The 16,821-nt window shown below is 60.7% G+C and carries 15 protein-coding genes; 3 read left to right on the plus strand and 12 right to left on the minus strand.

Features of this window, described 5'->3' with window-relative positions:
- Nucleotides 1–114: 114 nt before the first annotated feature.
- The 11 genes from DQG18_RS07450 to dctP all read right to left on the minus strand — a co-directional run bounded on the left by DQG18_RS07450 (nt 115) and on the right by dctP (nt 11,825).
- The gene (locus DQG18_RS07450; protein WP_116653790.1) at nt 115–717 is read right to left on the minus strand and encodes an MOSC domain-containing protein; all 603 of its coding nucleotides are present in this window, start codon (nt 715–717) and stop codon (nt 115–117) included.
- A 95-nt stretch (nt 718–812) separates the two neighbouring features.
- The gene (locus DQG18_RS07455; protein WP_116653609.1) at nt 813–1,043 is read right to left on the minus strand and encodes a hexameric tyrosine-coordinated heme protein; all 231 of its coding nucleotides are present in this window, start codon (nt 1,041–1,043) and stop codon (nt 813–815) included.
- 92 nt (nt 1,044–1,135) lie between these two features.
- On the minus strand, nt 1,136–1,390 hold the full coding sequence (locus DQG18_RS07460; protein WP_116653610.1) for a hypothetical protein: 255 nt from the start codon (nt 1,388–1,390) through the stop codon (nt 1,136–1,138).
- Between the two features lie 218 nt (nt 1,391–1,608).
- Nucleotides 1,609–3,792 (minus strand): TRAP transporter permease, encoded by a 2,184-nt coding sequence (locus tag DQG18_RS07465; RefSeq protein WP_245958398.1) that lies wholly within the window; start codon nt 3,790–3,792, stop codon nt 1,609–1,611.
- 87 nt (nt 3,793–3,879) lie between these two features.
- A complete protein-coding gene (locus DQG18_RS07470) occupies nt 3,880–4,854 on the minus strand; it encodes a TAXI family TRAP transporter solute-binding subunit (RefSeq protein WP_116653611.1) in 975 nt (324 codons plus the stop codon).
- A gap of 223 nt (nt 4,855–5,077) precedes the next feature.
- Nucleotides 5,078–6,442: a sigma-54-dependent transcriptional regulator gene (locus tag DQG18_RS07475; protein WP_116653612.1), complete on the minus strand. Its 1,365-nt coding sequence runs from the start codon at nt 6,440–6,442 to the stop codon at nt 5,078–5,080.
- Entirely contained in the window at nt 6,439–8,301 is a 1,863-nt protein-coding gene (locus tag DQG18_RS07480) for a sensor histidine kinase (protein WP_116653792.1), read from the minus strand. Before DQG18_RS07480 ends, DQG18_RS07475 begins: the two co-directional genes overlap by 4 nt.
- 162 nt (nt 8,302–8,463) lie before the next feature.
- Entirely contained in the window at nt 8,464–8,901 is a 438-nt protein-coding gene (locus DQG18_RS07485; RefSeq protein WP_116653613.1) for a type II 3-dehydroquinate dehydratase, read from the minus strand.
- Between the two features lie 18 nt (nt 8,902–8,919).
- Nucleotides 8,920–10,221: a TRAP transporter large permease gene (locus DQG18_RS07490; protein WP_116653614.1), complete on the minus strand. Its 1,302-nt coding sequence runs from the start codon at nt 10,219–10,221 to the stop codon at nt 8,920–8,922.
- Entirely contained in the window at nt 10,218–10,733 is a 516-nt protein-coding gene (locus DQG18_RS07495) for a TRAP transporter small permease (RefSeq protein ID WP_116653615.1), read from the minus strand. Before DQG18_RS07495 ends, DQG18_RS07490 begins: the two co-directional genes overlap by 4 nt.
- A gap of 105 nt (nt 10,734–10,838) precedes the next feature.
- Nucleotides 10,839–11,825, minus strand: a complete 987-nt coding sequence (gene dctP / locus DQG18_RS07500) for a TRAP transporter substrate-binding protein DctP (RefSeq protein WP_116653616.1) — start codon at nt 11,823–11,825, stop codon at nt 10,839–10,841.
- Nucleotides 11,826–12,058: 233 nt separating this feature from the next.
- Between dctP and DQG18_RS07505 the strand changes: the two genes are divergently transcribed.
- Complete coding sequence (locus tag DQG18_RS07505) at nt 12,059–12,742, plus strand: GntR family transcriptional regulator (RefSeq protein WP_116653617.1); 684 nt, start codon at nt 12,059–12,061, stop codon at nt 12,740–12,742.
- Between the two features lie 5 nt (nt 12,743–12,747).
- Here DQG18_RS07505 and DQG18_RS07510 read toward each other — a convergent pair whose 3' ends face one another.
- Nucleotides 12,748–13,614: a shikimate dehydrogenase gene (locus DQG18_RS07510; protein ID WP_198669711.1), complete on the minus strand. Its 867-nt coding sequence runs from the start codon at nt 13,612–13,614 to the stop codon at nt 12,748–12,750.
- 297 nt (nt 13,615–13,911) lie between these two features.
- Between DQG18_RS07510 and DQG18_RS07515 the strand changes: the two genes are divergently transcribed.
- The gene (locus DQG18_RS07515; protein ID WP_245958399.1) at nt 13,912–14,586 is read left to right on the plus strand and encodes a TetR/AcrR family transcriptional regulator; all 675 of its coding nucleotides are present in this window, start codon (nt 13,912–13,914) and stop codon (nt 14,584–14,586) included.
- A gap of 321 nt (nt 14,587–14,907) precedes the next feature.
- The gene (locus DQG18_RS07520; RefSeq protein WP_116653618.1) at nt 14,908–16,797 is read left to right on the plus strand and encodes a bifunctional sugar phosphate isomerase/epimerase/4-hydroxyphenylpyruvate dioxygenase family protein; all 1,890 of its coding nucleotides are present in this window, start codon (nt 14,908–14,910) and stop codon (nt 16,795–16,797) included.
- The last annotated feature ends 24 nt before the right edge of the window (nt 16,798–16,821 follow it).

Genomic DNA, 16,821 nt, shown 5'->3' on the forward strand with positions numbered 1-16,821 from the left:
ATACCACTTATGCGGTTCGGACCCAAAGGGCCGCGTAAGCGAAACGCGATATAACAAAGACTTAGAGCCCCTGTTTTGAATCCATCAAAACAGGGGCTCTAAGGGCAGGATGTATTATGAACCGGCCAGTCTCGACGTCCAATCCTCGACGGCCCCGGTCTCCAGGCGCCGCCGGGCGTAACGCTTCCAGCCCTCGGCGAGCCTGGGCAGTTCGGCAAGCACCTCGAGTTCGGCGCGGTTGAGTACATCGATGTAGAATACGCGCCAGACGCGGCTGATCGTCCAGGCTGGCGCCGGGCGATCGATCCGTTCGAGCCGGCTGTCGGGCGCCACTTCACCGGGTTGCAGCACCCGATAATACCAGCCCGTACGCCCGCTTGCCTGTACCCGCTTTGCCATATCCGGTTGCGCGAAGCGCTCGTTGAGCTTCCAGCACGGCTGGCGGCCCTGACTGACCTCGATAATGGCGCTGCCGAGCGTGAACACGTCACCGATGGCGACGTCATCCTCGACAAGCCCCAGGGTGGAGAGGTTTTCCCCGAAAGCACCGGGCTTGGCTAGCACGTCGCGGTGGCCGATCTCCGCGGTCCACACGGAATAATGATCGAGCGGATAGTGGTGCAGCGCTTTTTCCGGGCCGCCGTGATTTCTGGTATCGCCCTGCGCGTCGCCGACAAGCCCCGTTGCGCCGACAGTGAGTGGCCGATCAACGCTCATCTTGGCAATGCCGCTTGGAACACTGCGCGTGCCGAGAGGGCGGACACTGCCGATAAGCAGAGCCTCGAGGTTAACGCCGGTCGTTGAGAGTGCCGTCAATCGCGCCAATAATTGTTCGCAGCGGCGACGGTCTGGAAATGGATGGCGATCACCTGAGAAGAGGCGATCAATTGCGTTGTGTCCTGTTCGTAAGCGGCGCGCAGCTTGTCGCGCAGCTCTGCCGAGGGCTGGGTCACCTTTATGCCCACCCGGGCAAGCTTGGTGGCGAGATCAAACCCTTCCTGGGGTGTGGCCGTCTTGAGGGAAGGGAGCCAGGTTTCTGCCATCTGATGTTCCTTTCAAGCTTGCGAACGTCATCAAAGGGCAAAGATACATTGCGCGCGCATGTTTTGCCAACCCTATCCCGGCACGAGAATGCTCAACGGGCTTTTGGAAGCGCTTCGGCTATCGAGACGACAAAGTCGAACAGCTTGCGGTCTTCCATGATTGCAAAATTGATGTTGCCCGCCTCCAGGTTGTGGATCAGCGCATCGCGGGCCTCGTCTGCGGCCTGTCTGCCGCCAATCTCGGCAATGCGCTGAAGCAGGAAAGACAGGCTCAGATAGAGCGAGTTGACGACAATTTTCATTTCGTCGACTTCGGTGCCCGATTGGATCGTGTCGGTATTGATCATTTCTACCCTCGAAATTGGATGCTGATATCACATCGCGTGACGTAACAATCAAACTGAGGGATCGGGCCATTTGTTCCGGCTCTCGCCGGGCGGCTCCAATTTTCCGGCGGAACCACGACCCGCCGCATGCGCGGGTCGAAGCGATTGCCGACCTGGGCGGAAATAAAGGCGCGCGCGCCAACGAGGCATAAGCCGGCCGCGCGCCCTGCGATCGTCGGTCAGTCCGATCCCTTGGCCAGTGTGCGGGGAGTCACGATCCGCTTCTGATAGGCATAGATCGCGATACCCACCGCGAGGCCAATGACATCGGTCAGCCAGCCGCCCTCGATCATTGCCAGCGCGGCCACCAGAAGGATCGCCCTCAGAACCGGGCCGATCCGGCCAAAGAAATATCCCTGCACGGCCGAGGAAAGCAGGAAGACCCCTAGCGTCGCGCTGGCCGCGACATGAACGATGTCGAGCCAGGCGCCCTGCATGAGCAGTTCGTGGCTGTAAAAGAACATGAATGGCACGATAAAGGCGGCGAGCCCGAGCTTGAACGCCTCGACCGAAGTACTCATCGGTTCGGACCCCGAAAGCCCGGCGCCGGCATAGGCGGCAAGCGCAACGGGCGGGGTGATCGCCGACATCACAGCATAATAAAAGACGAAGAAATGGGCGACCAAAACCGGGATGCCAAGTTGGACGAGGCCGGGGGCGACTACCGCTGCCGCCACCGCATAAGCTGCCGTCGTCGGCATACCCATGCCGAGAATGATGGAAATGCACATGGCGAAGAACAGCGCCAACACCTGGTTCGCCTCCGCAATCGAGAGCAGGAGCGTCGAGAAACGCGCGCCGACTCCGGTCAGCGCGATGACGCCGACGATAATTCCGGCAGCGGCGCAGACGGCCACCAGTTGGATCGCCATGCGGGCGGCCATGTCTAGCGCCTTGAGCACCGCTCGGACGCCCATCTTGTAGGGAGTGAGCCAGGATACGACCGCTGCCGACGCCATGGCCATGGTCCCGGCCCGGATCACCGAATAGCCGGAAAACAGCGTGAAGATCAGGATGATGATGGGCAGGAAAAGATAGACTTGGCGCGCCAGCACGCTGAACCTGGGCAATTCAGAGCGCGGCAGGCCCTTCATGTCGAGCTTGGCGGCCTGAAGGTCGACCATGAAATAGACGGAAACGAAATAGAGCAGAGCGGGAATGATCGCCGCGATCACAATGTCGGAATAGGCGATGCCGGTAACCTCGGCCATGATGAAGGCCCCTGCCCCCATGATCGGAGGCAGGATCTGCCCGCCCGAGGATGCGGTCGCCTCGATCGCCGCGGAGCTTTTGGCCGGGTATCCGACCTTTTTCATCAACGGGATGGTGAGCGATCCAGTCGCCACCACATTGCCCGCCGAGGTGCCGTTGATCATGCCCATCAGGCCCGAGGCGAACACGGCCACCTTGGCCGGTCCGCCGCGTGCCCGGCCAGCGGTGGCAAAGGCGAAATTGACGAAATAATCCGAGACCCTCGAAGCCTGGAGAAAGGCGGCAAAGGCGATGAACAGGATGATATAGGTCGATGAGACCGCAATCGGGGCGCCCAGAATGCCCTGATCGGTGAAGATATAGGTGAAGAACCTTTCGGGCGAATAGCCGCGATGGTTGAGAAAGCCGGGAAGATAAGGACCGAAGAAGGAATAGGCGATGAACACACCGGCGATGACGACAAGCGCGAGCCCGGCCACGCGGCGCGTCAGTTCGAGGATCAGCATCACGCCGACCAGCGCGGCGTAAAAATCGGCCGGCAGGGCGAGCGCGGTGCCCGCACGCAAGCGGATCGGGCCGACATTGAACAGGATATAGCCCATCATGGCGATGGCAGCGAAACCGAGCAGCCAGTCGGCCAGATAGATGCGCTCGCGATGCCGATCGGCAAAGACCCAGCCCGAAACGATCGCGGCGCCAGTACCCACGATCAACGGAATGCCGTAAGTTCCGAAGACGAAGGCATCGGGCATGCGGATATTGGCGAACCAGAGACCGGCCCAGGCATAGGCGACCATCAGGAAACCGTATCCGATCCCGGTCGCCGCAATGGCCAGCAACCCCCATTCGAGCGGGCCGCGCCGGGGCGTGGCGGGTGCATCGTCCGTGAGGTTGAGCGCGGAATAGATGAGAAAGCCGATGAACAGTCCCCCCGCAAGATGCAGCATGCGGTAGGTCCATGTTTCCAGAGGATAAAGATTCATTACCGCGATGTGGAACGCGGTGTAGAGAATACAGAACGCGGTGACGGTCCAGCTCAACCGGCCCATGGGCGCGCGCTGATTGGTGGCGAGCGGCTCGTCATCCGTCCCCTGCGCAATCATCGGACCGGCGTCGTTCGCCATTGCCTGTTGCTTGTCGGTCTGCGTCATTTCGTCTGGCCTCCCACAAAGAGGGGCGGCACATTCTTTGTCAAAGAATCCGCCGCCCGCAAGTTTACCCGAATGGTGTCGCGTGTGTTAGCCGCGCAATTCGTCCGGGATGTCCACGCCGATCTCGTCGAAATAACGCACGGCGCCGGGGTGGTACGGCAGGAAGGTGTTCTTGTCGACATTGGCGGGGATGGTTTCCGCCGCGGTCGAGTGAATCTGAACCATACGCTCAGTGTTCTCCATCACCAGCTTGGTGATCTCGTAGGCCAGAGACTCGGGCATGTCGGCGTGAGACACTGCGAAGTTCCAGAGCGCGACCGTCGGACCGACCTCTTCAAACCCCTGATAGGTGCCGGCCGGGACGTCGAAAGCGGCAAGTTCGGGCCGTACCTCAAGAATTTTTCCACGTTCCTCTTCGGTGAACCCGAAGATCTGGACGTCGTTCTCGGCGGCGATCTGCGCGAACGCCGCGATAGGCACGCCGGCGGCGAAGGTGAAGGTGTCGATCAGGCCGTCCTTGACCTGGCCGACCGCGTCATTGGCCCCCGAATAGGTAATTTCGGGCGAAACGCCGAGTATTTCAAAGAATCGCGGCCAGTAGGTCGCCGCGGTGCCGCCGGCGGGGCCGACCGAGACGCGCTTGCCGTCGAGATCGGAAACCCCCGAAATGCCCGACGCGGTCAGCGCAACGGCCTGAAACGGTGTCTGGTACATCGGGAACAGGGCGCGCAGATTCTTGTGCTCGAGGCCCGGGGCGAGTTCGGACATCCCGGTCCAGGCTTCGTAGGCCGGCCCCATGGTGACGAGGCCAACCTGGTGATCGCCAGTCTCGACCAGCGTGGCGTTCTGCACCGGCCCCCCGGTCACTTCGCCCGAAGCGTTGATGCCCAGTTCCTCGGTGATCAATCCGCCGAGGCCGGTGCCGTAGATGAAATAGGTGCCGCCCTGGCTGGCGGTGCCGATGGTCAAGCTCGAGGGCCAGCCATCACGATCCTGCGCGATCGCCGGACTTACCGCAAGCGTTGCCGCCGCCGCAAACGCGGCAAGAGAAAAAAGGCGCATTGTAATCCTCCCTTGAGATCTGGTCTTGCATGTGCGGGCACGAGACCCGTCCAGCCCTTGCCTTAGTGCCGGACACAGCCGCACTGAAAGCGCGGAAAACCGGTTCTGCAACAGCACAAATGCGAAAAAGCGCAATTTTTCGCGCTCCGGAGGACCCGATGGGTGGATTTGGTGACATCGGCGCCGTGGCGCGGGTGGAAATCCACCCCAAAGGGCGTAAACGCTATTTGTCCTCGGCGGGCTCCGCCTCGAACCTGGCGCGCTCGAGATCGTATTTCTGCATCTTCTCATAGAGCGTCTTGCGCGAAAGGCCCAGCGATTCGTATACCGGCTTGAGACTGCCGCCGTGAGCGATGAGGGCATTTTCGATGACGCCCTTCTCGAACGCGGCCACGCGGTCGGCGAGCCGGCTCGAGATCTCTTCGCCCCCGGAACCGTCCGGATCGACGACCGGCATGCCGAGATCGAGCGCATAGCGGTCCGCCGCGTTGCGCAATTCGCGCACATTTCCCGGCCATTGCCGGTCGGCGATAGCGGCGATCACGTGGGGGGACACGCTCACGGGGTCGCGGCGATAACGCGCCGCCGCCTCGGTCAGAAGCTGCATGAAGAGCAGCGGGATATCCTCGCGACGCGCGGAAAGGGGCGGCACGGTAAGGGTGATGACGTTGAGCCGATACAAGAGATCGGCACGGAACCGCCCCGCCTCCACGTCGTCCTCCAGTCCGGTCTTGCTGGTGGCAAGGAAGCGCACATCGAGCGGCAGGGGATCGTTGGCCCCCAACCGGGTAATCACCCGCTCCTGAATGACGCGCAGGAGCTTGCCCTGAACATCGAGGGGCATCGAGCCGATCTCATCGAGCAGGATCGTGCCGCCCTGCGCCAGCTCGAACTTGCCGAAACGGGCGCGCAGCGCACCGGGGAACGCGCCAGCCTCATGACCGAACAGTTCGCTTTCGATGAGGCTGGCCGGGAGCGCGGCGCAATTGATGGCCACAAAGGGCCGGTTGGCGCGCGGCGAAAGATCGTGCAGGGCGCGGGCCACCACTTCTTTACCCGACCCGGTCTCCCCCACGATCAGAACGTCCGCATCGGTCGGCGCAACGGTACGCAGCTTGCGCCGGAGATCGACCATGACGTTGGAGCGCCCGACAAGCCGCTGCTCGACATCGTCGCGCTGCCCGGCAACGGCGCGTAGTACGCGGTTTTCGAGTACCAGCCGCCGGTAACCCAGCGCCCGGCTGGCGATCTCGGCGAGCTGGGAGGAAGCAAACGGTTTTTCGATGAAATCATAGGCCCCCTCGCGCATGGCGCGTACGGCAAGCTGCACATCGCCATGGCCGGTAACGAGGATGACCGGCACGTCGCGGTCGATGGCGTGAAGCCGGTTCATCAATGTCAGCCCGTCCATCCCCGGCATGCGGATATCGGCGATGACGATGCCGGAAAAGCCGAAACCGGCCAGTTCCAGCACCCGTTCGGGGTTGGCGAAATGCTTCACCTCGAAGCCGGCGAGATCAAGCGTCTGGGCCGTCGAGAGGCGAAGCTCTTCCTCATCATCGACGAGCAGGATATGCCCCGCATTCATTGGGCAGGCTCCAATACCAACCCGGCCGGTGCATCCGCCGTTTTGAGAACGATGGTGAAGACAGCGCCCCCTTCCGGGTGATTTCTTGCAAGAAGTTCGCCGCCGAAATCCTTGATGATATTATACGATATTGAAAGCCCTAGCCCCAATCCCTTCCCTACCCCCTTGGTGGAGAAGAAGGGATCGAAGATCCGGCCGCCCAGCCCCAAGGAGATCCCCGGCCCATGGTCGCGGACGGCGATGGTCACCTCCCCTCCATCTTGCCGCGCGGTGATCTCGACGGTCCGGCTTTCCTCCTCGTTCACCGCGTCGATGGCGTTTCCGATGATATTGACCAGAACCTGCTGCAACCGGACCGGGCCGGCCATGACGGTGATCGGCGTGTCCCCCAGATCGATTGCAAGCGTTGCCTCGCCGGCCTTGAGACGCCAGCCGATGATCTCGAGGGCATCTGCGAGCACCTGGCCAAAATCGACGGGGCGGAGACGCTGGTTGGGTTTGCGCGCGAAATTGCGCAAGTGCTTTGAGATCGAGGCCATGCGTTCTATCAGCCCCGCAATGCGCGCCACATTGGCGCGGGCGTCTTCCACTCGGCCGCGATCGATGAGCACGAGGGCGTTATCGGCATAATTGCGTGTCGCCGCCAGTGGCTGGTTGAACTCGTGCGAGAGCGCGGCCGACATCTGGCCGAGGGCGGCGAGTTTTCCGGCCTGCACGAGATCGGACTGGGTCTTGCGCAGCATTTGTTCCGTTGTCCGGCGCTCTCCGATTTCAGCTTCGAGCATGGTGTTGACCGCCGCCAGTTCGGCGGTGCGCTCGATGACGCGGCGTTCGAGCTGTTCATGGGCGGCACGCTCGATCTGCCGGCGTTCGCGCAGGCGGGCCCGGCGCTGGAAATAGATGGCGATCGAGAGCGTCACAAGGCCAAGCGCGAGAACGGCGATGGAGACGGTATTGAAGGCCTGCGCCCGCGCCGACGCCGTATCGAGAAGCACCTTGACCGACCATCCGGCCTCGGACATGTCCTCGTTCAGGACGAGAAATTCGCGGGTCGAACCGGCATGTGCTTCGACACTCATCAACCTGAAACCGCCGTCATGAGTTTGCTCAGCGGCAGGCAAGTGCCTCAAGGTAACATCGGCATAGCGGCGCGTTTCCGCCGTGCGCTCCAGAAGAGTTTCGCTCACCGGTGCCAGCGACATGAACAACCAGTCGGCCTTGCTGGTCATGAAGATGACCCCTTCGGGGTCGGTAACGATGATCTCGAAATCTCCCCCCCGCCAGGTCTCCTCGATGGCATCGAGATCGATCTTGATGACCACGACGCCAGCGATTCTGCCTTCAGCCCGGATGGGTGCCCCGAAATAGTAACCGCGTTTGAACGAGGTGGTGCCCAGCGCAAAAAAGCGCCCTTCCCGCCCCGCCATGGGCTCAAGGAAATACGGTCGGTACGCAAAATTGTTGCCGACAAAGGGGGCGTTGGTGTCGTAATTGCTCGCCGCTATGGTGTTGCCATCGGCAAGCATGACGTAGAGATCGGAAGATTCGAGCAGGTCGTTGACCTCCTTGAGCCACCGGTTCATCTCATCGACAAAAGCGGCGTCATCCGGGTTGGACACCAGTTTTATTATGCCCTCGTCCTCGGCCAGAAGCTCGGGCAGACGTTCATAGCGCTGGAGCTGCCCGCGCAGCACGGCAGTGGCAAGCCGCAACGTATTCTGGCCGCGCGCCTCGGCCTCCGAAAAATAGAATCGCGTGGCATAGGTACTGCCCCATCCCGCCGTGGCGAGGAGCAGCCCCAGCGCCACGAAGCCCCACGCCAGCCAGCGACGGCGCTGAACCAGCCGTGGATCACTCATGATATGATCTGCGGAATCTGCCATTATAGCGTACTACCATCGGCGCGAACGCACCCTCCCCTAAGGATGCGCGGCCGTTTGAAGCTTATGCCATGCAGGTCAGGCTGGTAAATAGAGACGTATGGTGCGCCTATAGCCACATCCACAAAACGGACATGGCTATCACAGAAGATCAGTTCGACCGCACATGGCCCTGACGGCGACACCATAGCCTTCGGCGCCCAGGCCGGCCATCACAGCGGTGGCGACCCGCGAGACATGGGAATGGTGGTAGACCGCTTCGCGGCGGTGAACGTTGGTTATGTGCAACTCGATGATCGGCCCGTCAAACATCCTGAGCGCGTCATAGAGCGCCAGCGAGGTGAAGGTGAAGGCGGCCGGGTTGATGATGATGCCCCCTGCGCTGTCGATCGCCTCGTGTACCCAGTCGATCAGCTTTTCCTCGCTGTTGGTCTGGCGGAACTCTACGTTGCGTTCCCCGGCAGCTTCCCGGCACATCGCTTCGATCTGGGCCAGGGTCGTTGTGCCGTAAAGATCGGTTTCCCGCAGGCCAAGCCGGTTGAGATTGGGGCCGTTGAGGACATAGATCGGTTTGGTCATGATTGTTTTCCGAAAGGATTAGCCCGAATAGCCAAAAAGGCGCGGGATGAGGAGAGGAATGTCGGGAACGAGCGTGATGAGCACCAACGCGCCCAGCAGCCCCAGAAGAAACGGTACCGTGTCGCGCAATATGGCGCCAAGGGGGGCGCCGGAGACGCGTTTGACGACGAACAGCAGCATGCCGTACGGCGGCGTGACGAGCCCGAGCATGACGTTAAACACCACAACCACCCCGAAATGTACCGGATCGATCCCCAGCGCATGCGCGGTTGGCAACAGCACCGGTACGACGATGAGGATAATGGTCGTGCCTTCAAGCAATGCACCAACAAGCAACAACAGCACATTGACCATCAAGAGGAACATCAGTGGCGACAGCTCGAAGCTGAGCAGGAACTGATTGATATTGCTGGGAATGTTCTCGACGGTAATCACGTAGTTGAACACCAGCGCGGCGGCGATCAGCATGCCGATCGATGTCGTCGTGCGGGCAGCCGATTGAAGCGAGTCGTAGAACTGCCGAAGGCCGACATCGCGGTAGACGACCATCGAGACGAAAAGCGCATAGCCGGCCGCAACGGCAGCTGCCTCCGTCGGGGTCATCATGCCCCCGCGCAAGCCCAGGATCAGCACGACAGGCAGCATCAATGCCGGTATGGCCTTGAGAGTGAGCCCAGGAAGCTCCCGCAGCGGCACGGGAGGTTCGGTTGGGAAATTCTGGCGTCTGGCGCTCCAGCCGACCAACATCATCTGGCTTACCGTGATCAGGAGGCCGGGCATGATGCCCGCAAGAAAGAGGTATCCGATCGATACGTTTGAAACGAGGGCGTAGATGACCATGGGGATCGAAGGCGGCAGGATCGGCGCGACGACGGCGACGACGGCTGTGAGGGCAGCGGCGAAGCTCGGCGTATATTTCCCATTATGGGTCATAAGCTTCATCATGACCTTGCCCATGCCCGCCGCATCCGCGATCGCAGAGCCGGACATGCCCGCAAAAAGAAGGCTCTGAAGCACATTGACCTGCGCCAGCCCGCCCCGGAAGCGTCCCACAAGAGCATTGGAGAAATTAAGCAATCGCATCGTCATCGAGCCCGAGTTCATGAACTCGGCGGCAAGAATGAACAGCGGCACCGCGAGCATGGTATAGCTCGTGAACATGGAATTGAGCAGTTGCTCGGCTGCCGTTCCCATGTCGAGGCCGGCAAGAAAGAGATAGAGGATCGAAGCAGCGATCATCGAGTGCCCGATCGGCAGGCCGAAAAGCGCCAGTCCCACCAGCGTGATGATGCAAACGACAAAGGGATCGAACAGGTTCATAGAGTCGAACTCGCTTTGGGGTCGTCCCCCCGCTTGCGCGGCCGGTTACGCAGCGCGGTCCACAGAATCCAGACATAGCGGCAGACCACGCCCAGAACGAAAAGGATGTAGATCGAAAAGAGGTAGTCGAACCGGATCTTGAGGTAGGCGGTCGACTGCACCTTCATGAACAGCACGTAGTCGAGGATGGCGGGCAGCGAGAACAGGTAAAGGCCGATCAGGGCGAGTGAGGTAATGACCGTGAAGATACGGCGGACGCTTTCGCGTACCGAGCCGTAAAGCAGGTCGAACCGGATCTCCTCTTCCTCGCGGACGACGAACGCCGCGCCCCAGAGAACCATCCACAACCACATGACGACCGTAAGCTCAAAGCTCCAGCCGGTCGAAAAATTGAAAAGATAGCGCAGGGTAACCTGTGCCATGAAGGCAAAGAACATCACCCCGAGCATAAGCGCCTGAATATTCTCGGCACGCCGGTACAGCCAGCGCCCGATCATCGCAATACGGTCCATCCGGGAAGCCCTCCTCACTATCGGTCCGGCAAGGATAGCCGGACCGACGGGAGCCGAAAATGACAAAGGCGCCGCGGGACACGGCCCGCGGCGCCTTTGTGCCGGTCAGAGTGCGTTGATCGCCTCGAGAGCCCCTTCGGGCCAGCTCGCCGAAATGTCGGAGTTGAGATAGTGCTGCTGCGCATAGACGCGGAAGGCGTCGCGATCGGGCTCATAGATATTGAGTCCGGCGGCACGGAACTCATCGAGCAGGCTTGCCTCCATCTCGAGGTGCATGTTCTCACTCCACTCGATCACCTGATCGGCAGCGGCCTGCACCGCTTCCTGCCCCTCCGGCGAGAGCTTTTCCCATGCGGACTGAGAGATAACCAACAGGTCGTAACCCACCAGATGCGAGGTCAGGACGATCTGATCCATCACTTCGTAGAACTTCATGTTCTGGACGTTGGGCAGCGGGTTGTCCTGCCCGTCGATCGTGCCGGTCTGGAGCGCGGTGTAGACTTCCGCATAGGCGACCGGGTTGGGGTTGGCACCCAGCGATTCCCCGAGGAACTGCCATGCGTCGCCGCCAGGCATGCGCAAGCGGATGCCCGCCATGTCCTCGGGCGTCGTGATCTGCTTGTCGCCGCGCAGGCCGACCTGACGCGCACCAAAATAGGTGGGGCCGAGAATGCGGATACCCAGCCGGTCTTCGGCCATCGCCTTGAACTCTTCGCCGATCTCGCTGTCAAAGAAGGTCCGCAGGTGCGCGGCATCGCGGAACAGATAGGCCGAAGTCAGGATGGACCATTCCGGAATCTGCTCGGAAATATCCTGAGGAGCGATGTTGCCCATTTCGAGGTTGTCACGCTGCAGGGCAACCAGCTCGGTGCCCTGGCGGAACATGGTCGCGCCGAAATAGTTCTCGACATTTGCGTATTCGCGCACGAGATCGGCGAACTGGTTCATCATCGAGGCGCGAATGTCCTGATCGGAAACCACCGCCGAAAAACGCAGCGTGGGCACGTCCTGCGCCATGACCGGCAAAGCCGCCGTCCCCGCCAGAAGCAGCGAGCCCAGAAGCACGGCGCGGCGCGTAAAATCAAAACTCATTTCCCAAAATCCTCCCGTCGTACCGGCATAACCGGTTGGTTTAGGTTGTGGCTCACTCCCGTGACCCAATACCGGACACTCGTCTGGTGCCACTCGACTCATTGTGTACGAAACAGTTCGTACAAGTCAATGTGCGGTTTGCATGTTGCAGCAGGTTAAGGCCTTCAAAATTTCTCTGTCAAATCCTTTTTCATATGATATTCTAGAAATTATCAGATAAACCGATTATCACCATGACCATCATTCCCATCACATCGGGCGACGACCATTACGGCATCGCCGAACAGACCTTCGTCCGTCTGCGCGCCGATATCATCGCGGGCGACCTCGAGCCCGGATCCCGGCTCAGACTGGAGGCCCTTAAGCGCGATTACGGCGCCAGCATCAGCACCCTGCGCGAGATTCTCAACCGGCTGGCGACGGAAGGATTCGTGGAGGCCGAGGGACAAAAGGGTTTCGAAGTTGCCCGCGCAACCGCCTCGGGATTGCATGAAATAGGCGAACTCAGGCTTGTGCTGGAAACCCATGCGCTGTCCAAATCGTTGGCCGTGGGCGATCTCGACTGGGAAGGGCGGGTCGTTGCCGCCCATCACAAGCTTGCGGCGATAGAAGGAAAGCTGGTCGCGGGCGATACATCGCGAACGCTCGAATGGGTGCGCTATGATTTCGATTTCCATGCGGCCCTGATCTCGGCCTGCGGCTCGCAGGCTCTCATGGAGATGCACGCTTCCGTATTCGACAAGTTCATCCGCTATCACATGCTTGCCGCCAGCTTTCGCGGGCGGGCCGTCGCCGACGATCACCGCGAGTTGTTCGATCTCGCCCTCAAGCGCGACATTCCCGCTGCGGCCGGCAAGCTGGCACTGCACATCACTGCCGGGATCGATCACGTGCTGGCCAGCGGCCGCATCGCCTGATCCTCTCAGGCTTCCGCCTGGAAGGTTCGCGCCATTTCCATAGGGTCGGGCGTGCGTCCGCTGAACAGCTCGAACGCCCTGACCGCTTGAAAAATCGCCATGCCTCCCCCCGAGAGCACACGGCACCCTCTTTCACGCGCGGCGGCGAGCAACTGTGTCTCGCGCGGGAAATAGATGATATCGGCAATCCACTGCCCCGGGTCGAGGGTCCGGGGATCGAGCGGAGTGCCGGGGAGCTTGGCCATGCCCACCGGGGTGGTGTTGACGATCCCTTGGGCCGCGCGGATCGCGCTTTGCAGATCGGTAGCAACAAAAACCCGCCCCGGGAACTGCCCATCGAACTTATCACGGAGCGCGACGGCCCTGCCCTCGTCGATATCGAAAATGGCGAGGCGGTCCACGCCGAGCCCAAGCAAGGCTTGCGCCACCGCGGCACCGGCTCCCCCCGCCCCCAATTGCAGAACCCTGTCGCGTGGGGCGCTGCCCATGTTCCGGCGAAAACTTTCCGCAAAGCCCCAGCAATCGGTATTGTGCCCGACGGTATGGCCGTTTTCAAAGACGATGGTGTTGACCGCCCCGATACCGGCTGCATCCGGAGAAATCTCGTCAAGCAGCGCCAGGGCCTGCTGCTTGAAGGGATATGTTACGTTCAGACCGGCAAAACCGGCTTTTCTCGCGTGGTCGAGAACAAGGGCAAGATCGGCATTCTCAAGGCCCAGCGTATCGAAGTCGAGCAGCATATAGTCATATTCGAGCCCGAGGCGGGCACCTTCACGCTGGTGCATTATGGGGGTCAGCGAAGCGCCGATGCCGCGCCCGACAAGCCCTACCCTGATGGCATTGCCGTCCACCGGCACCGTTTGCCGCGCCATCAGGCCGACCAGTTCAGATTGGCTGTCGACTGGGCTCAATAACCCCACTCCCTGCTCGACCCGTGTCTGCTCGAACGTCCAAGCAGATTTTTTCAGTTTTCATGTTTCGCTCTTTCGGGCCCATGAACGGCGACCGCCCAGCCTCGAAACGCGTCAGATTGTACCCGTGGGGCGCAAATTCATCCGCGCACCCTTGTCTTGTTTGCCTGCGTCCACCTAAATGGCATGCGGAATCAGACTAATGTACGAACTGGTTAGTTTAGTCAATCGGGATTGGTTGGCAGGAGAAGTGAAGGCATGACGACCATGCAGACCAAACGGGGCAAAAGGGCATCAATAAGAGCCCAGGACCCGGAAGGCACGCGGCAGAATATCATCGAGGTCGCCTCTCACGAGTTCGCCCAGAGCGGGCTCGCCGGGGCCCGGATCGATGAGATCGCGGAAAAGACCCGGTCGAGCAAGCGCATGATCTATTATTATTTCGGGGACAAGGAGGGGCTTTACGTCTCGTGCCTCGAAAACGCCTATCGCGTCGTTCGTGAGGGCGAGGCCAAGCTGGAGATCGATCACCTGCCTGCGCGCGAAGGGCTCAAGCGGCTCGTTGAGTTCACGTTTGACCACCACCACGCCCATGAGGATTTCATCCGCATGGTGATGATCGAGAATATCCACGCCGGCATCTATCTCGAACGGTCTTCGGTGCTGCGCAACGTCAACCAAACGGCGATCGCCCGCATCGCCAGCCTTTATGAGCGCGGTACGGCGGAAGGGATGTTCCGGTCCGGGTTGGATCCGCTGGAGATACACTGGCAGATCAGCGCGCTGTGTTTTTTCAACGTCTCCAACCGCACGACCTTCTCAAAACTGTTCGGTCGCGATTTCGGCTCACCTCAAAACCTCGCCTCGCTGCGCTCCAGAAGCGTCGACATGGTGGCGCGCTATCTTATCAAAGCCGAACTTCTTGCCGAATGATGGCTCGTGGAACCGTTCTGCGCGGGGAGCAAAAATCCCAGCGCCAGAGCATACCGATGCTTCTCCAGCCAGATCATTTCAGGTTTTGACGGAATGAGCTTCAAGCTCCTTTGCTGCCCCGGCGAAAGCCGGGGCCCATGCTGCAAAGTCCGCCGTGTTGGATGGTTCGCTATGGATCCCGGGTCGAGCCCGGGATAGCGACGGAGACAAGCCGATCGTTTCGATCAAAACCTGAAACGATCCAAAAGCCCTCCGTATCAATTTGACGCCCCCATGGATCATCCATAATATGAACTAACCAGTTCGTATAAGGACCTTGAAATGAAAACCTCGATTGCCACGGTTTCGATCAGCGGCACCCTGCCCGAAAAGCTGAGCGCAATTGCCGCTGCCGGGTTCGATGGGGTCGAGATTTTCGAGGCCGATTTCCTGACGTTCGACAAGACGCCCGAAGACGTTGCCGCCATGGCCCGCGATCATGGACTGGATATTACCCTTTTCCAGCCGTTTCGCGATTTCGAGGGCCTGCCCGAACCGTTGCGGCAAGCGGCCTTTTCCCGCGCGCAGCACAAGTTCGACCTCATGGAGCGGCTGAGCACCGACCTTGTGCTGATCTGCTCGAGCGTTTCTCCCCATGCGCTCGGCGGTATTGATCGCGCTGCTGCGGATTTGCGCGCGCTCGGCGACATCGCCGCCGGGCGCGGCCTGCGCATCGGCTATGAGGCGCTTGCTTGGGGCCGTCATGTCAGGGACCACCGCGACGCCTGGGAGATCGTACGCCGCGCCGAGCATCCCAATGTCGGGCTGATCCTTGACAGCTTTCATTCACTCTCACGCGACATCCCCTCGGATTCGATCCGCGCGATCCCTGGCGACAAGATATTTTTCGTTCAATTGGCCGACGCACCGGCGATGGACATGGATTTGCTCCACTGGAGCCGCCACTACCGCAACATGCCCGGACAGGGTGATCTGCCTGTCGTCGACTTCATGGCGGCGGTCGCGGCGACCGGCTATTCCGGCCCCTATTCGCTGGAAATCTTCAACGACCAGTTCCGCGGACGCGCCCCACAGGCCGTGGCCCGCGACGGCCATCGTGCCCTCATGTTCCTTGCCGATCAGGTCGCGCGCGCTGAACCGGGCGTAACGCCAGCGCCTTCGCTGCCGGACCGGGTAGCGGTAAAAGGTGTCGCCTTCATCGAATTTGCCTGCAACGATGCCGAGGCTGAAACGTTGGGCGCATTGCTCTTGAGCCTCGGGTTTCGGAGAGCTGGGCGCCACATCACCAAGGCCGTGACACTCTATAGACAAGGCACAATCAATATCGTCATCAACACCGAACGCAGCGGACTGGCCCATTCGGCCTATCTTGCGCACGGGATTTCGGCCTATGCATTTGGCCTGATGGTGGAGGACGCCGCCGCAACGGTCGCGCGCGCAAAAGCCTTGGGCGCGGAATTGTTCAGCCAGCCCATCGGCCCCGATGAAATCGATGTTCCGGCCATTCGCGGCATGGGCGGAAGCGTTCTTTATTTCCTCGACACGGTGAGCGAACTGGCCGAGGTCTGGGAACGCGAGTTCGTGCCCCCCGATGATACCACTCCTCAAGCGGATGCCGGTCTTGCCGGTATCGACCACGTCGCTCAGACGATGAATTACGAGGAGATGCTGACCTGGATCCTCTTTTATCGCTCGATCCTTGCGACCCGGAAACTGCCTATGGTCGACATCCCCGATCCGGCGGGTCTGGTGCGCAGCCAGGTGATCGAGAACGAGGACCGCTCCTTGCGGCTTACGCTCAACGGCGCGGAAAATCATCGTACGCTGGCGGGGCACTTCGTTGCCGAAACATTCGGGTCCGGCATACAGCATGTAGCGTTCACGAGCCGCGACATAAGGCGGACCGTAAGGACGCTGGCCGGTAACGGGATCAGGCTTTTGACCGTCTCACCCAATTATTACGACGATCTGCAGGCGCGCTTCGACCTTGATGACGATTTTACCGCCGAACTCAAGGCGCTGAACCTTCTTTACGACCGCGATGGGAGCGGGGAATTCCTGCAGGCCTACTCCGAACCGTTCGGCGAAGGGTTCTTTTTCGAGATAGTGGAGCGCCGAGGCGACTACGCAGGCTACGGCGCCCCCAACGCTCCCTTCCGCATCGCCGCCATGAAGCGCTTCCTGCGCGATAAGGCCATGCCGAGAACATGACGATGCGGCGGTTGGGATTGGATC

The sequence above is a fragment of the Pelagibacterium sediminicola genome (assembly GCF_003390885.1).
Taxonomy (GTDB): domain Bacteria; phylum Pseudomonadota; class Alphaproteobacteria; order Rhizobiales; family Devosiaceae; genus Pelagibacterium; species Pelagibacterium sediminicola.